The sequence below is a fragment of the Pelomonas lactea genome (genome assembly GCF_043555885.1).
GTDB lineage: Bacteria > Pseudomonadota > Gammaproteobacteria > Burkholderiales > Burkholderiaceae_C > Pelomonas > Pelomonas lactea.
In genome coordinates this window covers 702,184-722,570 of the sequence record NZ_JBIGHX010000001.1, presented here as the reverse complement: position 1 = coordinate 722,570, position 20,387 = coordinate 702,184, and the positions used below count along the sequence as shown (strand labels likewise).

The following is a 20,387-nucleotide window of genomic DNA, read 5'->3' as shown; positions in this document are numbered from 1 at the left end:
GTGGGGCCGCGCGGGTGGAGGCGCGCTGTGGCGCCTCAGAGCGAACGGATGTTCGACGCCTGCAGGCCCTTGGGGCCCTGCTTGGTCTCGAACTCCACCTTGGCGCCTTCGGCCAGCGAGCGGAAGCCGCCGCCGTTCTTGATTTCGCTGTGGTGGGCGAACAGGTCCTTGCCGCCGCCGTCAGGCGTGATGAAGCCAAAGCCCTTGCCGTCGTCGAACCACTTCACGGTGCCGGTTTCGATGTTCATGGTGTTTCCTTTAATTTTTGGAATGGAAGACAACTCCGCCGGCGACATTGCCGTGCGGAGACAGAGACACTCAAGAACACTCACCGGGAGTTGTTGAAGCGAGCCGCTCGCGAGAACGGGCCAGAGGGTGGCCAGCGGGGCTGCAAGAAGACCTTGAGAAAACGGTCTTGCGCGAATCTATGGCCCGTATTGTACCGCCCGCCGCGTAAATGCCGCATGCGGCCAGGGGCATCGTTCCGGGATTGCCGCACGCAGGCGGCCGCCGCGGCGCGTCAGGCGCGCTCGACGCGGCACTGGAAGCAGTTGAACTTCGAGCGGATGTGCACGTAGGCCACGTCTTCGCGGGCCAGGATGTCGCGGCAGGCCTGGGCCAGTTCGGCACCCGGCACGACGCGGCCGGTCTCGTAGACGATCCAGTCGCGCGCGTCGTAGCCGCGCACCAGCGCCGGCGTCAGGTGGGCGAACCAGGCGGGCAGCGCGTTGGCCTCGTAGCGCTCGCAGCCGGCCTGGTGCAGGAAGATGGGGCCGGTCTCGGCATAGGGCTGGGCGGCATCGAACGGCCGGTAGGCCAGCACCAGCTTGGTGTCGCCCTCGGCGATCAGCTGCAGGCAGTGCCGGCACGGGTTGCCCAGGCCGCTGGACGGCTGGGCCAGCGGTGCCTGGCCGTGGGCGTCGGGGCCGCCCTGGCGCAGCGCGTGCGCGTGGGCGGTGGGAATGCCTCGGACGAGGAGGGTCGGTGCGGTCTGCATGGGGCGGGCTCCTTGGGGAGGGCTTGGGGAATGGCCCGCATTGCAGCAGCGCCGCGCCCGGCGCGCTGGCCGGGAACGGACATGGAAATCAGTGCCGCGCCGGGCCGCCGTGCGGCTGGCCGTTGTCGGGCTTGCGCGGGAAGGGCGCGAACATCGCGCCCAGCACCGACGGGATGGCCGCCACCATGACGATGATGAAGTAGGTCTTGTAGCCGAAGTGGTCGGCCAGCGGCCCCGACACCATCTGCGTGGGCACCAGCGTCAGGTTCATGATGGAGTTCGCGAACGCGTAGTGCGTCATGTGGAACTTGCCCGGCGAGATCTGCTGCATCATGTACAGCATGTTGGCGACGAAGCCGAAGCTGTAGCCGAACTTCTCCAGCGTGACGAGGCTGGCCACCGTCCAGAAGCTCAGCGAGTGCCCCGGCCCGGCCAGCTGCGACAGCACGACGAAGCAGACGTGCGGGATGTTCAGGCACAGCGCCATGAACACCAGCGTGCGGCGGTTCAGGCCGTACTTGGCCATGAAGGCGCCGCCCAGCAGGCCCGCGCCCAGGCTGACGACGGTGGCGATGGTGCCGTCGATGAGGCCCTTGTCCTTCAGCGACAGGCCCACGCCGCCGGCGTCGGGCGAGGCCTGCAGGAACAGCGGGCCCTCGATCAGCAGCAGCCCCTCGGAGCTGCGGTACAGGAAGACGAACAGCAGCATGCCCCAGATGCTGTCCTTCTTGAAGAAGTCGACGACGGCCTCGCCGAAGGTGCGGAAAGCCGCCTTGACGCTCTCGGGCCGCTCGCCCAGGCTGCCGGTGGGCAGGAAGAACCAGTGGTAGGCGGCCAGCAGCGCCAGCGTCGCGCCGGACATGCCCAGCGCCCAGCTCCACGCGGCCGTCGTGCTGAGGTGGTGGTCCTCCTTCAGCGAGCCGGCCAGCCACACCACCAGCGCCGTGCCGAACAGCCGGCCGACGTTCCAGAACACGCCCTGCACGCCGATGTACTTCGCCAGGCCTTTCTCGTCCAGCGACGTGATGTAGATGCCGTCCACGCAGATGTCCTGCGTGGCCGACGCGAACGCCATCACCCACAGCACGGCGATGGTGATCTGGAAGTAGTTGGGCAGCGGCAGTGCCACGGCAATGCCGCACAGCAGCAGCGCCATCAGCGCCTCCATCCACAGCACGAAGAACTTCTTCGTCTTGAACATGTCCAGGAACGCGGCCCACAGCGGCTTGAGCGACCAGGCGATGCCGATGCTGGCCGTGGCCAGCGTGATCTCGCCGTCGCTGTGGCCCAGGTCCTTGAACATCGTGCCGGCCACCCAGATGACCATCGCGAATGGGATGCCCTCCGCGAGGTAGGACGACGGGACCCAGGCCCAGGGGTTGCGGATGCGCGGTGATGGGGTGCTCATGCGGATGAAACTGGCTGAAATAGTTCTGGGCCCCGGGTGGACGGCGCGGCGTTGTCTCCAAGCGGATGGACAGCGTTGTCATCCTGGACCGCGACAGCGCCCGGGGAGTCGCTTCACCCCGCCGCCCGGAGGCGGGCGCGGCGAGCGTGGCGACATGCTAGGCGCGTAACCGCCCGTGGCTCATCCAGGGTTACGCGGGGAGGGCCCGGGTTGGCGGCTGCGGCGCGGCGTCAGTCGCCCAGCGCCTGCCAGATGGCTGCGGCGACCGGCGGCAGCTGCGGGTCGGCGCCGATGTCGATGTTGGTCATCAACAGCCGGCCGACGCGGGTGACGGGGTCCAGGAACAGGAAGACGGTCACGCCGTCGTCGCTGCCCGTGTGGCCCACGCTGCCGTCCTTGCGGATGGCGAAGAACAGGCCCTGGTTGGGCTCGCGCGTGTTCAGCCCGGCGGGGGCCTGGCCGGGCGGGAACTGCGGCACCATCGCCGCGCGCAGCGCCGTGGCCGTCAGCGGCGCGGGGGCCTGGCCGTCCAGCGCCGCCGCCCAGCCTTGCAGCAGCCGGGTGAGGTCACCGCAGGTGCTGCGCAGGCCGCCGTCCGGATAGGTCGCGAGCAGAAAAGGCGGCACCGCGCGGCGCTCGGCGTCGTACAGCGTCGCCGCCTGCGCCAGGCGGCTGGCGGGCATGAACCAGGCGCTGTCCCGCAGGCCCAGAGGCTGCAGCACCTGCTCGGTGGACAGGCGCTCGAACGACTGCCCGCTGGCGCGCGCCAGCACGTGGGCCGCCAGCGCCGAACCGACGTTGCTGTACTGGAACCGCGTGCCCGGCGGCGCATCGGAGAAATGCGCGCGCTGGTAGAGCCGGCCACCGGGGCGCAGGTAGGCGGCCAGGTAGTCGCCCAGCGCCTGCCGCGGGCGCTGCGGGTCGGCGCGGCGGCGCTCGTAGGCGGCCTGCTGGTAGCCGGCGTCACTGTCCACCACGCCGGCCGTGTGCCGGGCGAGCTGGCGCAGCGTGATGGCGGCGCCCGGTGCGGCCGGGTGCTTCAGCGGCCAGCCCAGCCAGCGCGACACCGGCGCGTCCAGGTCCACCAGGCCGCGCTCGGCCGCCTGGGCCAGCGTCAGCCCGATGACGGTCTTGCTGACCGAGCCCACCGGCTGCCAGGTGTCCACCGTGTAGGGCCGCTGCGCGACGACATCGGCGTGGCCGAAGGCGTGCTGCAGCTCCACCGTGCTGCCGCGGGTGCGCGCCACGCAGCCGCCGGGCAGCGGTGCGCTTGCCAGCAGCGGGCGCAGCCGGTCCAGCCGTGATGTTGTGGCTTCGTTGCCCGCGGGCTGGGCGTGCGCCGCCGTGAGACCCGCCAGCAGCAGCGCGGCCAGGCCGGGGCGCCGTCGCCAGCGCGGCGTCACCGTTCGCCGGGCTGCGGCCCGTCGTAGCCCTCGACGATGACGACGTCCGCCTCGGCGGCCGACTGGCGCAGCGCGATCTGTGCCGCGTACTCGGGCGAGCGGTAGCAGGCCAGCGCCACCTCGTAGCTGGGGAACTCGATGACCACGTTGCGGCTGCGGCTTGTGCCTTCGAGGCTCTCGAACTGCCCGGCGCGCACCAGGAAGCGGCCGCCGAAACGGGCAAAGATGGCGTCGTTGCGCTGGACGTAGAGCTTGTAGGTCTCGGCGTCGGCAACGTCGACGCGGGCAATCCAGTAGGCCTTGGGCATGTCTTGGGGCGGCAGTGGCGAAACCCAGGTTGTAGCGCATGGCGTGGCATCCGACCGCGATCGGTGCCAGGTCTTGCGGCACACTGCCCCCCGGCACACCGCAACCGGGCCCGACGAGGCCTGGGGTGGCCGTGAAGGAGGGGGGAATGAGCCAACACGACGAAGCCCAGCGGGCCGTCGCACCGCCGGCTGCGCTGCTGGCGCACAGCCACGAACTCTGGTGGCAGGAAGACGAGGCCGGCGTGCTGCGCCAGGTCTCGGCCACGGCCGCCGAGCTGACCGGCTGGGCGCCCGACGCGCTGCTGGGCCAGCCTGTGAGCCGCCTGCTGGACGCCGAGGCCCGCCAGGCGCTGGCGCAGGCGTTGGCCGACGGGCGGCCGGGCTGCCAGACGCTGCTGCAGCGCCAGGGCCGGCCGCCGCGCCACGTGGTGCTGGCCGCCCAGCCGCTGCCCGGGGCCGGCGGGCGCTGGGTGCTGGCCCGCGACGTCTCCGAGCAGCAGCTGCTGCAGGAGCGGCTGCAGCACAGCGAGCGCCGCTACCTGGAGCTGGGCGAGACCGCCAGCGAAGGCGTGGCCGTGGTGCAGGACGGCCGCTTCTGCTTCGTCAACCGCCATCTGTGCGAGTTCGTCGGCTTCCCCGAGGAGCAGTTGCTGGGGCGGCCCTTCCTCGACTTCATCTTCGAGGACGACCACGAGCTCGTGATGAGCAACCACCGCAAGCGCCTGGCCGGCGTGCCGCTGCCCACGCGCTACGAGTACCGCGTGAAGACGCGCACCCGCGGCGTGCGCTGGCTGGAGATGGGTGGCTCGCTGATCGACTGGCAGGGGCGCCCCGCCACCATCAACACCATCAACGACGTGACGCTGCGCAAGGAGCTGGAGGAGCAGGTGCGGCAGCTGGCCTTCGTGGACGCGCTCACCGGCCTGCCCAACCGCCGGCTGCTGGACGACCGCCTGCGCATGGCGGTGAACCAGGGCCCGCGCACAGGCCTGCACGGCGCCGTGCTGTTCATCGACCTGGACCGCTTCAAGCCGCTGAACGACACCCACGGCCACGCGGCCGGCGACGCGCTGCTGCTGGCCGTGGCGCAGCGGCTGCAGGCCGCGGTGCGGGCGTCCGACTCGGTGATGCGGCTGGGCGGCGACGAGTTCGTCGTCATGCTGACGCCGCTGCCGGCCGACCCCGGCGACGCCGCCCACCAGGCCGAGCGCGTCGCGGGCAAGCTGCGCGAGTGCCTGTCCCTGCCCTACGAGCTGCGGCTGCCCGGCCCGGACGGTGGCGAGCAGCGCGTGCTGCACGACGGCTCGGCCAGCATCGGCGTGGCCGTGTTCGGGCCGCAGGACGACCAGCCCGACGCCGTGCTGGCGCGCGCCGACCAGGCCATGTACCGCGCCAAGGCCGCGCGCTGACCGCGGCCGGTCGTCAGGCCCAGGGCGGGCCGCCGCGCAACGGTGGGGCGCGGGCACGCCGGGCGTGGTTGGCGGTCAGAGCTGGGTGCGCAGCAGGCGGGCGGCGGCCTCCCACAGCCGCTCGGTGCGCGGGCGGTCGCGCCATTGCTGCAGCGTGACGGGCCGGGCGCGGGCCCAGTCCGCCTCGAACACCGCCTGCTGCTCGCGGCCGAACGCGGTGCTCATCACGTTCAGGTTGGCCTCGTCGTTCAGGCGGAAGGAGCGGTTGTCGAAGTTCGTGGAGCCGACCGACGCGAACAGCCCGTCCACCACCAGCCCCTTCACATGGAACATCGTCGGCTGGTACTCGGCGAACTCGATGCCGGCCTCCAGCATCGGGCCCCAGCTGCTGCGCGAGGCCTTGCGCACCGTCTCGGAGTCGATGTGGCCGCTGGGCGTCAGGATGCGCACCTTCACGCCGCGCCGCGCGGCGTCCACCAGCGTGCGGATGGTCAGGTCGTCCGGCACGAAGTAGGAGTTGGCCAGGTCGATGCGCTGGCGCGCCGCGGTGATGGCCAGCAGGTACATCAGGTGCATGCTCTCGCTGCCGCCGCTGGGCGAGCTGCTGAACATCTGCGCCATGTGCGGGCCCGCCGGCGCCAGCGCCGGGAAATAGGCCTCGCCGTGCAGCACCTCGCCGGTGGCGCGCATCCAGTTGTCGAGGAACACCGACTGCATCTGCGCCACCACGGGGCCGGTCACGCGGTAGTGCGTGTCGCGCCATTCGCCCGGGTGGCGCGCCTGGCCGCGCCAGTGGTCGGCAATGCCCACGCCGCCGGTGAAGCCGGTGCGCCCGTCCACCACCAGCAGTTTGCGGTGCGTGCGGTTGTTCAGGCGGCCCCAGTGGGCGAAGCGCGGCTCGTGGAAACGCTCGCAGGCCACGCCGGCGGCCTTCATCTCGTCCAGCAGCGCGGTGTCCATCTTCATGCTGCCCACCCAGTCCAGCAGCACGTTCACCTTCACGCCGGCGCGTGCGCGCTCGGTCAGCGCGTCCACGAACTCGCGCCCGATGCTGCCCGACCAGTAGATGTAGGTCTCGAAGTTGACCGTCTTGTGCGCCGAGCGGATGGCGGCCAGCATGGCCGGGAAGATCTGGTCGCCGTTCAGCAGCGTCTCCACCTGGTTGCCCTCCACCAGCGGCGGCCCCAGCAGCGCGCTGAGCGAGCGGCGGAACTCGGCGTCGTCCGTCTCGTACAGGCGCGGCAGCTTCTCGTCGATCTTCTTCTCGGCCGACGACAGGTTCTGGAACAGCAGCACCGCCAGCAGCGTGACCGCCGCCGTGGCCAGCACCAGCAGCCCGCTAGCCATCTTGCGGCGCGCCATGGGGGCCCGCGCGCGTCAACGCGCCGTCAGCCGCTTCACCAGCAGCGCCGCCACGTCCTCGCTGGAGCGCGGGTTCTGCCCGGTGATGAGGTTGCCGTCCTCCTCCACATGGCTGAGCAGCGGCAGCAGCGCGGAATGGAAGTCGGCGCCGCGCGCCTTCATCTCGTCCTCCAGCAGGAAGGGCACCACGTCCTTCAGCCGCGCCAGGAACTCCTCCGCGTTGGTGAAGCCCGTCACGCGCCGGCCCTGCAGGAAGGGCTGGCCGTCGGCGCGCCGCGCGTGGATCAGCCCCGCGGGGCCGTGGCACACCGCGGCGATGAGCTTGCCGGCCGCGTCGTGGCGGGCGATCAGCGCGTGCAGCGTGGCGTCATGCGCCAGGTCCACCATCGGGCCGTGGCCGCCGGGCAGGAACAGCGCGTCGAAGGTCTGCGCCGCCACGTCGGCCAGCGGCACGCTGTGCTGCAGCGCCTGCAGCGCGGGCTGCCAGCGCTGGCGCTGCTCGTCGTCCGGCGCGGTCTTCGGGTCCAGCGGCACGGCGCCGCCGCGGGGCGACGCCACGGTGACCGCGATGCCGGCCGCCGTCACGGCCATGTAGGGCACGGCGAACTCCTCCAGCCACAGGCCGGTCGGATGGTCGGGCGCCAGCTGGCTGGCACTGGTGGTGACGAACAGGGCATGCATGGTGAGATCCTCGGCGGGTGAATCGGCTGCTGGCACTCTAGGCAGGCGCCGGCGCCCTGGCTGTCAGCGGGGGCGCCGTGGCAGCGTGCGGCGGCGCTGGTTGCGCGGGCCGGGAACCCCCGTCGCCGTGAATCAGTCCACTCGACGGGGCGCGTCCAGCCCACGCCCGTTTGGCAGCCTCACCGTGAAGCAGCTCCCCCCGCCCTCTGCCGGGGCCACGCTGATGCTGCCGCCGTGCACGTCCACGATGCTGCGCACCAGGGCCAGGCCCAGGCCGGAGCCTTCGTAACGGCGCCGGGTGTGCAGGCGCTGAAAGGGCTTGAACAGGCGGGCGGCGCCTTCGGCGCTGATGCCGATGCCGTGGTCGCGCACCTGCAGCACGCGGTCAGGGCCGTCGTCGAAAGCGCTGAACGCCACGTCGGGGGCCTTGCCGGCTTCGACGAACTTGAGCGCGTTGCTCAGCAGGTTCTGCAGCAGCAACTGCAGCATGGCCGGGTGGCCGGTCACGCCGCCCAGCGGCGCGGTGGTGATGCGCGCCCCGCTTTTCTCGATCTGCTGTGCCAGGGCGTCCCGTGCGGCCTGCAGCGCCCGGTCGAGGTCGACGCGCGTCATCGTCGGGGCCTCGTGCTGCCGCAGCTGCGCGTAGGCCAGCATGTCGTCCAGCAGCGTGCGCATGCGCTCGGTGCCGCGCAGCATCAGCGCCAGGTGCTGGCGGGCGGTGGGGTCCAGCGCCGTGGCTTCGTCGCTCAGCAGGCCGCCGAAGCCGGCGATGGTGTTGAGCGGCTCGCGCAGGTCATGGGCCGAGAAGCGCACGAACTGCTCCAGCCCGTCGTTGGCGCGCTTCAGCGCCTCGGTGTGCTGGGCCAGGCGCTGCTGGCTGCGCCGCAGCGCCTGCAGCGTGGCGGCCAGCAGCTGGCCGGGCAGCAGTGCCGCGGCGATGGCGATGTAGATGAACACCTGCTGCCAGGCCGCGCTGAGCGGCGGTGCGGGCAGCAGGCCGCTGCCGAGCGCGGCCACCAGCGTGACGGAGACGGCCAGCGTCAGCACATAGGCGCCGGCCAGCGGCAGCATCACGGCGGCGGCAATCAGCGGCAGCGTGGCGTACACCATGGGATACGGCAACCAACCGGCCGCCAGCAGCGTGATGCCGATGGCCGCGCACAGCAGCGCCCAGGCCAGCACTTGACCCGCGAGCTGCCGCAGCGGCGCCGGCCCCTCGCCCGCCAGCAGCAGCGCGAGCGGCAGTGTGGAAAGCGCGCCGATGGAGGCACCCTCCAGCCACTGCAGCCCCAGCGCGCCGAGGCTCTGGCCCATGAGCGGCCCCACGGTCAGCATCGCCACGGCGGCGCCGGCCAGCGGGGCGGCCAGCGCCGCCAGCAGCAAGGCCTTGCCCAGCGTGGGGGCGGAGTCGATGCCCGTGCGCTGCAGCCCCGCGTGGCGCAGGGCCGCGGCCGCGACGCTGATCTCGGCCAGGTTGGCCGGCGTGAAGGCCAGCGCCGGCAGCAGCGGGTCGCCCCACAGCGCATTGGCGGCCGTGATGGCCAGCGTCGTCGCGGCCAGCAAGGACGGCCAGTCCCTGTGGGGGCGGTGGGCCAGCGCGGCCACGGCCAGCGCGTTGGCGTACCAGACGGAGGCCACGCTGCCGGGCTGGCGGGACAGTTGCAGCGACAGCACGGCCGCCAGCGCGTAGGCCAGCGCCAGGCCCACGGCCAGCGGCGTGAGCGGCAGACGCGCCAGCCAGGCCTCGGGGGTGCGCGTGCCGGGCGTGGGTGGCGCGGGCGGGTGGGTGGCCGTCATGTCAGCGTGGGCGGATCGGCTTCGCGGGCGGCCCGCCGCCGGCGCCGGTGCCACAGCACGCCCAGCAGCAACGCGGCGGCGGCGAGCCACGCGGCGGCCCAGCCGGCCATGCGGTGCCAGGGCGGCTGCATCAGCGCGCTGCCGCTCAGCGGCCCCATCCAGCGCTGCTGGATCTCGCTGCGCTCCTGCAGTGGCAGCGCGACGATGGCGTCGTCCAGCCGCTGCACCAGATCAGCCCGCGCCTTGGGCACGGCCAGGCTGAGCGCGTAGTCGAAGCCGACCGGGCCTGCCGAGCTCAGCGTGCCCATGCGGTGGCGCTGGGTGATGAAGGCGGCGCTGGCGGCGTCCACCACGGCGGCGTGAAAGCGTCCGTCCCGCACGCCCTGCAGCGCCTGCACGTCGTCGGGCACGGGCGCCCAGGCCACCTGCGGAAAGCGCTCACGCGCGAACCCTTCCACGGCATAGCCCGCACCGACCGCCACGGCCCTGCCCGCCAGCTGCTGCAGCGCCGCCCGGCCGTCGGCACGCTGGGGAACACCGGCGTCGGTGCCGCGCACCACCAGGATGGCGGGCACGTTCACGTAGGGGCGGGTGAACGCCAGGTACTCGGCCCGCTCGGGCGTGGGCCGCAGTGAAGACACCAGGTCGGCCCCGCCGGCGCGCAACAGCGCCAGCTGCTGGGCCAGGGGGGCGGGCGGCAGCGTCTGCAGCTGCAACCCGGCCGCGGGCGCGAGGCGGGCGAGCAGGTCCACCGACAGGCCCTTCACCTGGCCCTGGTCGTCGGCGAACACGAAGGGGCCGTAGTCGCGCTCCGGCGCGAAGCGCACGATCTCCGGGGGCGCCGCCTGGGCGGGTGGCAGCGCGCCCAGCGCCAGTGCGGCGAGCAGCAGGCGCCGGCGCCCGGCCGTCATGCCGAGGCGAGCCCCTGGCGTTGCCCCAGGCGCTGCGCCTGGGCCTGCGTCAACGGCTTGACGAGATAGTCCTTCACCACCGCATGCGCCAGCGCCTGGCGACGCTCGCTGTCCAGCGGCGAGCTGCTGAGCACGACGATCTCGGTGGCACCGCGGACGTCCGCGGGCAGGCGCTCGAACGCCGCGATGAACTCGAAACCGTTCATCCCCGGCATGTTGACGTCCAGCAGGATGAGCCCCACGCGGCCGGGCGCCTGCGCAATGACGTCCAGCGCCTCGGGCCCCGACTCGCATTCCTGCACCGCCCACGGCAGCCCCGTGCGGTCCAGCATGATGCCGGTGTAGGTGCGATCGAACTCGCTGTCATCGACGAGCAGCACGGGAATGGTCATCGCCAGTCGGTCCGGGAGTGCTTACGCGGCAATTGAGTGTAGCCAGCAGGGCGTTGCGTGGGTGCGCTTGACGGATGCGTCAGCGGCTCAAGCGGCGCGCCGGTGCAGGGGGCGTGAGTGAGGCTGCCGACCGGCAGCGCGGGTGCAGGCGCGCCGGCCTGCCGTTCAGCGCCGCCGCACCCGCGCGCTCTTGCGCGTGGCGACGAAGAAGTCGTCGGGCTTGGTGCGCACCCAGTCCACGAACGCGCGGAGCGGCGGGTGCGCCAGCAGCGCCTCCACCGTCGCGTACTGCCGCGCCAGCTCCGCCTCGGTCAGCAGCGCATGGATCTGCCGGTGGCACACCCGGTGCAGGTACGCCGTCTGCCGCCCGCCGCAGCTCTTGGGCACGAGGTGATGCGCGTCCCGCTGCGCGGGCGGGATGGGGCGCTCGCACAGCGGGCAGATGACGGAGATGACGGGCTCGGGCGGGGCCATGCGGTGCGCGCCAGGCTGCCTCAATCGCCCGCGCCGGCGGCCGAGCCTTGCGACTGCGCCGCCTGGTCGATCATCAGCCGCGCCATCAGCAGGGCCACCAGCGTCTCCACGGCGGGGTCGTCGCTCAGCAGCTCCACGAGGTGGCGGTTGCGCAGCGTCAGCCACTTGCCCTGCGCCGTGGCCAGCAGCTGGCCGCGGTGCTCCACGCGGAACGACATGTCGATGAAGTTGCCGGTGAACGTGGCGCCGTCAAACGGCCCGCCTTCCACCACCAGCGTGCGCCGCAGCGTGAACACGCGCTGACACAGCGTGAAGGCCCCGAGCGGCGAGCTGATGTCCCACCGCGGCACCCAGCTCAGGATGCGCCGCCGCATCACCGTCTCGGCCCCGCCCGCGGCCGTCAGCACCCACACCTCGCGGAACCACGCAAAGCGCCAGGTGCAGTCATACAACTCCCGCGGCTCGCTGCCGTCGCCGCGCTCCTCGCGGATCTTGAAGCGCTCTTTCAGGGACAGAAGTTGGGTGGCGACGCTGAGGTGGCGAGGCATGGGGGCAGGAGGACGCAGGAGTCGTGGCAATTCAGTAAGTTGGGTCGAGTCCGCGACTCCAACGAGCAGCGCATCGGGGGTTAGAAGCGCCGGTGGCGGTCATGGGTGATTCTGAGTCGCTTGCTCGCCGAGGGTTTATATCTGAGAATTAACCCGGATCCGTTTGCCTACTCTTCAAGTGATTTTTCTGCGTTTTTCTTGATTTCGTTCAGCGCTTTCCACAACGCATCCGGTTGGAATTGATTCTGAATTGCTCTGAGGTATCTTTTGTGCGTTCCGGGAACCCCGGTGGAAAGCAGCATGGCTGTTGTGGTTGTGCACTGTGACCGGTCTTTCTTGCCGACAGTGCTGTCTGCCAATTGATAATAAGGCATGGGGCCTTCGACAATGCCTTCCGCATCCCCTGTTGCAAGCATTCGCCCCTTGGCGAATTCCTGCATGAGAATATTTATGAAAAATGCCGGAAGTTCCATTGTTCCAGTGCACGAACCGAAATGCTCTAGGTCTGCTTCCAATGTCCGGTGTCTGTCGCTTCCAAAGCGTTGAACGACAACATTTACACCTTTGAGGCCTGGAATGTCGTTGCGCCGACTCAGTGTAATGGCGGTTGAAGTCTTGTCTGGAAAATGAGATACATAAGCGCCATTGGCAAGTTTGACTGCCATATGTCCTAGCCCTTTTCCACCCGCAGATCCACTCGCCCAATAGAACACTGTGGCCACGGTCTTCATCATTGCTGACATGGATGTCTCCGCTAAGGACTGAAGTTAGCAGTCTAGTGGTTTGTTACCGCTCGGTCATGCGCTGGAAGCACGTGTAGCCACACGTATTAGGGACAGATGGGCCTTGCCCATCGTCGCTAAGGATTGTGTTGTCGCAGCGACCGCTTTTCATGCAGCGGGTTGTCATTGCGCAAGTCTGGCTTCATGGTTAGATCAATTGCGATCAGGGATAGGTTGCGTAAAACTGATGTTTGATGTCCTTCCCGGATCGCCGCATCCGTCGGTACAGCGTATTCCTACTGACACCCAGCCGCCTCGCCGCCTCCGACACATTGCCGCCAACGGCGGACAGCGTTTCGCTGATGCGCATGTCGGCGAGTTGGCGCAGGTCGCCGCCGCCTGAAGCAGCGTCGGTGGGCGCTGGCGTCGGTAGGGCAGAGCGCTCCAGCGTCGTGCGCAGTTCATCTCCGAGGTGGCTCGGCGTCAGCATGTCCTCGCCGTCCTCCAGCAGCGCGACACCCGTCCGCACCACATTCGCCAGCTGCCGCACATTACCCGGCCAGCGGTAGCGGCTGAACAAGGCCATCACGGCGTCGTCCACCCGCAGCGCCCGCGCCGGCGCCTCGGCCTGCAGCAGCTTGGCCACCAGCGCCGCCAGGTCGCTGCGCTCGCGCAGCGGCGGCAGCGTCAGCGTCAGGCCGGCGAGGCGGTAGTACAGGTCTTCGCGGAAGCGGCCCGCCGCCACTTCGTCGGCCAGCCGGCGGTGGCTGGCGCAGATCAGCCGGAAGTCCACCGGCACGGCGGTGCCGCCGCCCAGTGGCGTGACGGTGCGTTCTTCCAGCACGCGCAGCAGCCGGGCCTGCATGGCCAGCGGCATGTCGCCGATCTCGTCCAGCAGCAGCGTGCCGCCGTGCGCCTCGCGCAGGCGGCCGGGCGCGCCCTGGCGGCTGGCGCCGGTGAAGGCGCCGGGGCGGTAGCCGAAGAGTTCGGCCTCGATCAGCGTCTCGGGCAGCGCGGCGCAGTTCACGGCGACGAAGGGCTGGGCGCGGCGGGCGCTGCTGGCGTGCAGCGCGCGGGCGAGCACGTCTTTCCCCGTGCCGGTTTCGCCGTGCAGCAGCAGCGGGATGGCGGGCTTGTCGAGCACGCGGCGGGCGCGGTCCAGCGCGGTGCGCAGCGCGGCGTCGCCGGTGTCGAGCGCCGCGAGGGCGTCGGCCGGGGCGCCGGCGGGTGGGGGGCGCAGCGCGGGCGCGGCGGCCGGTGAAGCGGGGGCCGGGGCGCGGGCCGGGGCGACCGCGGGCGTGGACAGCGCCACGCCGTGGCGCAGCGTCTGGCCGCGTTCCACGCGCAGCCACAGCGGCGCGCTGCCGCCGCCGCGCGGCAGCAGGCGCGGCGTGGCGCCCAGGGCCAGCAGCGCGCGCACGTCCAGCCCCAGCGCACGCTCCACGGTGGCGGCGCCGATGTCGTGGCGGGCCAGGCCCAGCAGGTCCAGCGCGGCGGTGTTGGCGCCGGTCACCCAGCCGTCCTCGCTGACGGCCAGCAGGCCTTCGGTGACGGTGCCCAGGCCCTCGGCCTGGGTGTGCAGCCGCAGGTGCAGGCCGGCGGCGTGGCGGGCGGTGAAGAGCTGGTGCTCGATCATGCGGGCGCCGCTGCGGGCCAGCGCCAGCGTGTGGCGGTGGTAGCCGCGGCGGTCGCCGGAGATGTCCAGCACGCCCAGCAGCTGGCCGGCGGGGTCGGCGATGGGCGCGGCGGCGCAGGTCAGGAAGCCGTTGCGCGACAGGTAGTGCTCGCCGGCGTGCACGACGAGCGGCTGGCCCTCGGCCAGCGCGGTGCCGATGGCGTTGGTGCCCCGCCATTGCTCGCTCCACAGCGCGCCGGGGCGCAGCGCGACGCGGGCGGCGCGGTCGGCAAACGGGGCGTCGCCGCTGGCGTGCAGCAGCAGGCCGTGGGCGTCGGCCAGCAGCACGAGGCTGTCGCTGCCCTGCACCTGGTCGTGCAGGAAGGCCATCACGGGCTGGGCGTGGGCCATCAGCGTGTGGCGGTGCTCCAGCGCGCGCGCCAGCTGGGCGGCGCTGGCGTGCGGCGCGCCCTGGGGGCGGCCTTCGGGGGCGAGGCCGAAGTGGTCGCGGCAGCGCGCCCAGCTGGCCTGCAGCGGGCCATTGAGCAGGCCACCGGCGACGGTGCCGGTGTCCAGCCACTGGCGGCGGGCCTGGCGGATGCGGTCGGGCGGCGTGGGGGCCTGGGATGCGGGCATGGCGTTGTCTCCGGTGCGGCCCGTATGGGGGCCGGGTGGCGCCTTGGGGCGCTCTGCGGTGCCGGGCCAGCATGCCCGGCCTGCCGGACGCTAGCCTGACGCCGCCGCGCGTCAAGCGGTTGTGCCGGTTTGGCACGGTGTGCCGGCGCGGGTGTGCCATTTCGTGACAGTCCGGCCGGCGCCGGGGCCGGTTTTGCGCCGGCGGGCGGCGCGGCCGGCGCAAGCGGCGCTGGCATGCGCTTTGCGCTGAGCGGGGCGACCCGGCCTGTCCGAGCCGGGCCCACCTTTCACCGGAGACAAGCCCCATGACCGTTTACGCCGCCCCCGGCGCCGCTGGCGCCAAGATCGCCTACAAGCCCCGCTACGACAACTTCATAGCCGGCAAGTTCCAGCCGCCGGTGGAGGGCCAGTACTTCGACGTGATCTCGCCGATCAACGGCAAGGTCTACACCCAGGCCGCCCGCTCGGGCGCCGCCGACGTGGAGCGGGCGCTGGACGCCGCCCACGCGGCGGCCGCCGGCTGGGCCGCCACGCCGCCGGCCGAGCGGGCCAACGTGCTGCTGAAGATCGCCGACCGCATCGAGCAGAACCTGGAGCTGCTGGCCTACGCCGAGACGGTGGACAACGGCAAGCCCATCCGCGAGACGCTGAATGCCGACATCCCGCTGGCGGTGGACCACTTCCGCTACTTCGCCGGCTGCGTGCGCGCGCAGGAGGGCGCGCTCAGCGAGATCGACGGGCACACCATCGCGTACCACTTCCACGAGCCGCTGGGCGTCGTGGGCCAGATCATTCCGTGGAACTTCCCGCTGCTGATGGCGGCCTGGAAGCTGGCGCCGGCGCTGGGGGCGGGCAACTGCGTGGTGCTCAAGCCCGCGGAGAGCACGCCCATCGGCATCCTGCTGTTCGCCGAGCTGATCGCCGACCTGCTGCCGCCGGGCGTGCTGAACATCGTCAACGGCTTCGGCCGCGAGGCCGGCACGCCGCTGGCGACGAGCAAGCGCATCGCCAAGATCGCGTTCACGGGCAGCACGGCCACCGGCAAGGTCATCGCGCAGGCGGCGGCGGCCAACCTGATCCCGGCCACGCTGGAGCTGGGCGGCAAGAGCCCCAACCTGTTCTTCGACGACGTGATGGCCGAGGACGACGCCTTCCTCGACAAGGCCATCGAGGGCCTGGTGCTGTTCGCGTTCAACCAGGGCGAGGTGTGCACCTGCCCCAGCCGCGCGCTGATCCAGGAAAACATCTTCGACAGGTTCATGGAGCGTGCGCTCAAGCGCGTGGCGGCCATCAAGCAGGGCAACCCGCTGGACACCGACACCATGATGGGCGCGCAGGCCTCGGCCATGCAGATGGACAAGATCGAGACCTACCTGGCGCTGGGCAAGGAAGAGGGCGCCAAGGTGCTGGCCGGCGGCAGCCGCGCGCAGCTGGGCGGCGACCTGGCCGGCGGCTACTACATCCAGCCCACGCTGTTCCAGGGCCACAACAACATGCGCATCTTCCGCGAGGAGATCTTCGGCCCCGTGCTGGCGGTGACGACGTTCAAGACCGAGGCCGAGGCGCTGCAGATCGCCAACGACACGCCCTACGGCCTGGGCGCCGGTGTGTGGACGCGCGACGGCAGCCGCGCCTACCGGCTGGGCCGCGCCATCCAGGCCGGCCGCGTGTGGACCAACTGCTACCACGCCTACCCGGCGCACGCAGCCTTCGGCGGCTACAAGGAATCGGGCATCGGCCGCGAGACGCACAAGGACATGCTGGACCACTACCAGCAGACCAAGAACCTGCTCGTGAGCTACTCGCCCAACGCGCTGGGTTTCTTCTGACCGGCCTTTGCGCTGGCTGACAGGGGCCGCCGCGGCGGCCCCTTGTCATCACAGCACCCGTTGCGCCACTGCGGTGTAGGCCGGGATGCCCACCAGGATGTTCAGCGGGAAGGTCAGCCCCAGCGACATGCCGAAGTACAGCGCCGGCCGCGCCTCGGGGATGGCGATGCGCACCACCGCCGGCACGGCGATGTAGGACGCGCTGGCCGCCAGCACCATCAGCAGCGCGCCGTTGCCCACCGACAGCCTGCAGGCCCAGGCCAGTGCCAGCGCCAGGCCGGCGTGGGCCGGCGGTGCCAGCAGCGCGTAGGCCAGCAGCCGTGGCGACTCGCCGCGCAGCGAGCCCAGGTTGCGCGCGGCCAGCAGGCCCATGTCCAGCAGGAAGAAGGCCAGCATCCCCTTGAACAGGTCGCCGGCGAAGGGCTTCATCACGGCCTCCCCCGAGGCGCCGGTGATCAGGCCCACGGCCATCGCGCCGATGAGCAGCAGCTGCGCGCCGTCGGTGAGGGACTCGTGCAGCACCGCCTTCAGGCTGTGCGAATGCGCCGTGCTGCCCTCCCGCTTGCGGGCCAGGTTGGCCAGCACCACGGCCATCACGATGGCGGGTGACTCCATCAGCGCCATGGCCGCGGCCATGTGGCCGCCGAACTCGACGCCCTGGTTGCCCAGGTACTGCGTGGCGGTGATGAAGGTGACCGCGCTGACCGAGCCATAGGTGGCCGCGATGGCCGCCGCGTCGAAGCGCGACACCATGCGCCGCAGCAGCAGGTAGCCCAGCGCCGGCACCACGACGGCCAGCAGCAGCGCGCAGGCCAGGCTCACCGCCACCTCGGCGGTGAGGCCCGACTTCGCCAGCGCGAAGCCGCCTTTCAGGCCCAGCGCCATCAGCAGGTACAGCGACAGGAAGCGCGCGATGGGCGCCGGGATCTCCAGGTTGGACTTGAGGGCCCCGGCCAGCAGGCCGAAGACGAAGAAGAGGATGGCGGGATCGAGGAAGTTCTGCATGACGGGGCGCGATGGTGCGCAGGCCAGTTGATATGCACAATTGATTTATGTCGATGCCATTGATCGGATTCGCCAATGCGTGATGCGCCGCCACCGGGGCTGGACAAGGCGTGGCGGGCCAGCTGGCCGCAGCTGCGCAGCCTGGAAGCCACCGTGCGCCTGGGCGGCGTGGGTCGTGCTGCGCGAGCGCTGCACCTGGCGCAGCCGACCGTGTCCACGCAGCTCAAGGAGCTGGCGGCCAGCCTGGGCCTGGTGCTGTTCGAGCCGCAGGGCCGCGGCCTGGTGCCCACCGCGGTGGCGGAGCAGCTGGCCACCACCGTGCGCGACATGGCCGAGCGCTGGCAGCAGTTCGAAGAAGACGCCGCCGCGCTGCAGGGCTTGCGCCAGGGGCGGCTGCGCATCGCCGCGGTGACGACGACCGAGTACTTCCTGCCCGACCTGCTGGGCCCGTTCGCGCGGCAGTACCCGGGCATCCGCATCGAGCTGGCGGTGGAGAACCGCGACGCCGTCGTCGCAAGGCTGGAGCGTGGCGACGACGAGCTGGCCGCGATGATGCGGCCACCCACCCACCTGCCGCTGGCGCGCTGGCCGTTCCTGGAGAACCCGCTGGTGTTCATCGCCGCGCTGGACCACCCGCTCGCCGCGCGGCGGCGCCTGCGGCTGCAGGACCTGGTGGACCAGCCGCTGCTGGTGCGCGAGACCGGCTCGGGCACGCGGGCCGTGCTGGAGGAGGCGCTGGCCGAGCGCGGCATCAACTGGGCGCCACGCATGGCGCTGGGCAGCAACGAGGCCGTCAAGCACGCGGTGCGCGCGGGGCTGGGGCTGGCGCTGCTGTCCCGCCACACGCTGGCGGCCGAGCCGGCGGGCGAGGGGCTGGCGGTGCTGCCGGTGGCGGGCTTCCCGCTGCGGCGGCAGTGGGTGCTGGTGTGGCGGCAGGACCGCGCGCTGTCGCTGCCCGCGCGCACGCTGCTGGACGACCTGCGCGCCCGGCTGCGCGTGCGCGCCGTGCCGCGCTGAAACAAACGAAACGCAACCGCGGCCGCGCTGAAGCGGCGCTGCAACGCGGGCTGCCGAGCATGAAGGCTCTTTCGACACGGAGCCCTTCATGACCTCGACCCGCCACACCCTGACCCTGATCGCCACCGCCGCGCTGCTGAGCGCCAGCACGCTGGCACAGGCCCAGCTGATCCAGCCTGCGCCGCAGGCGCGCCGCGCCCCGGCCGAGCCGTTGGCCGCCGGCCTCATCATCAAGTTCAAGGACGGCAGCCGCACGCCGGTGGCCGCCAAGGCCGCCGTGCAGGGCTTCCGCGCGATGACCGAGGCGCGCGGCCAGCGCGTGGCCTTCGACCGCGAGAGCGCCTTCGGCCGCCGCGTCATCCGCCTGGACCGCCGCGTGCCGGCGCGCGATCTGGTGCAGCTGGCGCGCGACATCCAGCTGTCCGACCCCAGCATCGAGTCGGTGCAGATCGACCATGTGGCGCGGGCCAGCTTCACGCCCAACGACGGCCGCTGGGACCTGCAGTGGGATTTCGTCAGCGGCACGGGCGGCATCAACATCCAGAAGGCCTGGGACCTGAGCCAGGGCTTCGGCGAACGCGTGGCCGTGCTGGACACCGGCGTGCGCCCGCATGCCGACCTCGTCGGCAACCTGCTGCCCGGCTACGACCTCATCAGCGACAGCACCCGCGCCGGCGACGGCGGCGGCCGCGACAGCGACGCCAGCGACCCCGGCGACAACGTGGCCGCCGGCGACTGCGGCCTATTCGAGCCCGCCGAGGCCAGCAGCTGGCACGGCACCCACGTGGCCGGCACCATCGCGGCCGTGGGCAACAACGGCATGTGGGTCAGCGGCGTGGCGCCCAAGGCCAAGATCGTGCCGGTGCGCGTGCTGGGCAAGTGTGGCGGCGCCGAGTCCGACGTGGCCGATGGCATCGTCTGGGCCGTCGGCGGCAGCGTCGGCAACCTGCCCAAGAACCCCAACCCGGCGCTCATCCTGAACCTGTCGCTGGGTGGCCAGCACAGCTGCGGCAGCACCTACCAGTCGGCCATCGACTACGCCCGCAAGCAGGGCGCCCTCATCGTGGTGGCCGCGGGCAACGACGAGGAGGACGTGTCCAACCACGCGCCCGCCAACTGCAAGGGCGTGATGGCCGTGGCCGCCACCACCCGTGCCGGCGCCCGCGCCAGCTACTCCAACTTCGGCAGCGGCGTGGACATCGCCGCGCCCGGCGGTGACAAGGACAACCTGGTCTGGTCGCTGTCCAACATGGGCACGGCCGGGCCCGGCGCCGACGCGCTGGCCGGCATGATGGGCACGTCCATGGCCGCGCCGCACGTGGCCGGCGTGGCGGCGCTGATGACGGCCAGCAACAGCCTGATCATGCCGTCCGACACGGCCTACCTGATGAAGGCCACGGCACGCAGCTTCCCCGGCAGCTGCAGCGGCTGCGGCACGGGCATCGTCGACGCCGAGGCCGCCGTCATCGCCGCGCGCGGCTTCCGCGCCGAGCGCGAGCCCAACGACACCGCCGCCACCGCGCAGTACCTGAACGTGTTCCCGGCTCGCGTCATCGGCACGCTGCAGGCGGCCTACCCGGAGCAGGTGGACGTGTACTCGCTGAACCTGCCGGCCGGCCAGGGCCTGTCCACCAACATCGTGGTGCTGGCGATGGACTTCAACTTCAGCGCGTCGCTGGAGCTGCTGGACGCCACCGGCAAGGTGCTGGCCAAGTCCACGCTCATCAACAACAAGCCCGAGATCAACTACTACAACAAGTCGGGCAAGACGCAGGCGCTGTACGTGCGTGTGAAGGGCAAGACGACGCTGATGCTGGGCTCCGGCGACAAGGCCTACGAGCTGAAGCTGACCCGCAATCCCTTCTGACGACTC

The 20,387-nt window shown here is 71.5% G+C and carries 19 protein-coding genes; 4 read left to right on the top strand and 15 right to left on the bottom strand.

The window, feature by feature from the left end:
• Positions 1-35: 35 nt before the first annotated feature.
• The 5 genes from ACG04Q_RS03190 to ACG04Q_RS03170 form a co-directional block, all read right to left on the bottom strand.
• The gene (locus ACG04Q_RS03190) at positions 36-242 is read right to left on the bottom strand and encodes a cold-shock protein (RefSeq protein WP_394509673.1); all 207 of its coding nucleotides are present in this window, start codon (positions 240-242) and stop codon (positions 36-38) included.
• 278 nt (positions 243-520) lie between these two features.
• The gene (locus ACG04Q_RS03185) at positions 521-997 is read right to left on the bottom strand and encodes a DUF1203 domain-containing protein (protein ID WP_394509368.1); all 477 of its coding nucleotides are present in this window, start codon (positions 995-997) and stop codon (positions 521-523) included.
• Positions 998-1,085: 88 nt separating this feature from the next.
• Positions 1,086-2,405 carry an MFS transporter gene (locus ACG04Q_RS03180; RefSeq protein ID WP_394509367.1) on the bottom strand — a complete coding sequence of 440 codons (1,320 nt, stop codon included), beginning with the start codon at positions 2,403-2,405 and terminating at the stop codon, positions 1,086-1,088.
• Between the two features lie 230 nt (positions 2,406-2,635).
• Complete coding sequence (locus tag ACG04Q_RS03175; protein WP_394509366.1) at positions 2,636-3,808, bottom strand: serine hydrolase domain-containing protein; 1,173 nt, start codon at positions 3,806-3,808, stop codon at positions 2,636-2,638.
• Complete coding sequence (locus ACG04Q_RS03170; protein ID WP_394509365.1) at positions 3,805-4,116, bottom strand: DUF1330 domain-containing protein; 312 nt, start codon at positions 4,114-4,116, stop codon at positions 3,805-3,807. The genes ACG04Q_RS03175 and ACG04Q_RS03170 overlap by 4 nt, the downstream gene beginning before the upstream one ends.
• 146 nt (positions 4,117-4,262) lie before the next feature.
• Between ACG04Q_RS03170 and ACG04Q_RS03165 the strand changes: the two genes are divergently transcribed.
• Positions 4,263-5,525: a diguanylate cyclase domain-containing protein gene (locus ACG04Q_RS03165; protein WP_394509364.1), complete on the top strand. Its 1,263-nt coding sequence runs from the start codon at positions 4,263-4,265 to the stop codon at positions 5,523-5,525.
• A 75-nt stretch (positions 5,526-5,600) separates the two neighbouring features.
• On the opposite strand, the gene ACG04Q_RS03160 is transcribed toward ACG04Q_RS03165, so the two are convergent.
• The 9 genes from ACG04Q_RS03160 to ACG04Q_RS03120 form a co-directional block, all read right to left on the bottom strand.
• Complete coding sequence (locus tag ACG04Q_RS03160; protein WP_394509363.1) at positions 5,601-6,872, bottom strand: phospholipase D-like domain-containing protein; 1,272 nt, start codon at positions 6,870-6,872, stop codon at positions 5,601-5,603.
• Positions 6,873-6,902: 30 nt separating this feature from the next.
• The gene (locus tag ACG04Q_RS03155) at positions 6,903-7,568 is read right to left on the bottom strand and encodes a type 1 glutamine amidotransferase domain-containing protein (RefSeq protein WP_394509362.1); all 666 of its coding nucleotides are present in this window, start codon (positions 7,566-7,568) and stop codon (positions 6,903-6,905) included.
• Between the two features lie 132 nt (positions 7,569-7,700).
• Positions 7,701-9,365, bottom strand: a complete 1,665-nt coding sequence (locus tag ACG04Q_RS03150) for a sensor histidine kinase (RefSeq protein WP_394509361.1) — start codon at positions 9,363-9,365, stop codon at positions 7,701-7,703.
• Positions 9,362-10,276, bottom strand: coding sequence for a transporter substrate-binding domain-containing protein (locus tag ACG04Q_RS03145; RefSeq protein WP_394509360.1), 915 nt, complete (start codon positions 10,274-10,276; stop codon positions 9,362-9,364). Before ACG04Q_RS03145 ends, ACG04Q_RS03150 begins: the two co-directional genes overlap by 4 nt.
• Entirely contained in the window at positions 10,273-10,668 is a 396-nt protein-coding gene (locus ACG04Q_RS03140; protein ID WP_394509359.1) for a response regulator, read from the bottom strand. The genes ACG04Q_RS03145 and ACG04Q_RS03140 overlap by 4 nt, the downstream gene beginning before the upstream one ends.
• A 165-nt stretch (positions 10,669-10,833) precedes the next feature.
• Positions 10,834-11,142, bottom strand: coding sequence for an HNH endonuclease (locus ACG04Q_RS03135; RefSeq protein ID WP_394509358.1), 309 nt, complete (start codon positions 11,140-11,142; stop codon positions 10,834-10,836).
• A 20-nt stretch (positions 11,143-11,162) separates the two neighbouring features.
• A complete protein-coding gene (locus ACG04Q_RS03130; RefSeq protein ID WP_394509357.1) occupies positions 11,163-11,690 on the bottom strand; it encodes an LURP-one-related/scramblase family protein in 528 nt (175 codons plus the stop codon).
• A gap of 167 nt (positions 11,691-11,857) precedes the next feature.
• Positions 11,858-12,433: a hypothetical protein gene (locus tag ACG04Q_RS03125; protein ID WP_394509356.1), complete on the bottom strand. Its 576-nt coding sequence runs from the start codon at positions 12,431-12,433 to the stop codon at positions 11,858-11,860.
• 202 nt (positions 12,434-12,635) lie between these two features.
• Positions 12,636-14,663: a sigma-54-dependent Fis family transcriptional regulator gene (locus ACG04Q_RS03120; RefSeq protein ID WP_394509355.1), complete on the bottom strand. Its 2,028-nt coding sequence runs from the start codon at positions 14,661-14,663 to the stop codon at positions 12,636-12,638.
• Between the two features lie 305 nt (positions 14,664-14,968).
• On the opposite strand from ACG04Q_RS03120, the gene exaC reads away from it, so the two are divergent.
• On the top strand, positions 14,969-16,492 hold the full coding sequence (gene exaC, locus ACG04Q_RS03115; RefSeq protein ID WP_394509354.1) for an acetaldehyde dehydrogenase ExaC: 1,524 nt from the start codon (positions 14,969-14,971) through the stop codon (positions 16,490-16,492).
• A gap of 48 nt (positions 16,493-16,540) precedes the next feature.
• On the opposite strand, the gene ACG04Q_RS03110 is transcribed toward exaC, so the two are convergent.
• Entirely contained in the window at positions 16,541-17,497 is a 957-nt protein-coding gene (locus tag ACG04Q_RS03110; RefSeq protein WP_394509353.1) for a sodium-dependent bicarbonate transport family permease, read from the bottom strand.
• A 75-nt stretch (positions 17,498-17,572) separates the two neighbouring features.
• On the opposite strand from ACG04Q_RS03110, the gene ACG04Q_RS03105 reads away from it, so the two are divergent.
• A complete protein-coding gene (locus tag ACG04Q_RS03105; RefSeq protein ID WP_394509352.1) occupies positions 17,573-18,514 on the top strand; it encodes a LysR family transcriptional regulator in 942 nt (313 codons plus the stop codon).
• 88 nt (positions 18,515-18,602) lie between these two features.
• Complete coding sequence (locus ACG04Q_RS03100; RefSeq protein ID WP_394509351.1) at positions 18,603-20,381, top strand: S8 family peptidase; 1,779 nt, start codon at positions 18,603-18,605, stop codon at positions 20,379-20,381.
• The last annotated feature ends 6 nt before the right edge of the window (positions 20,382-20,387 follow it).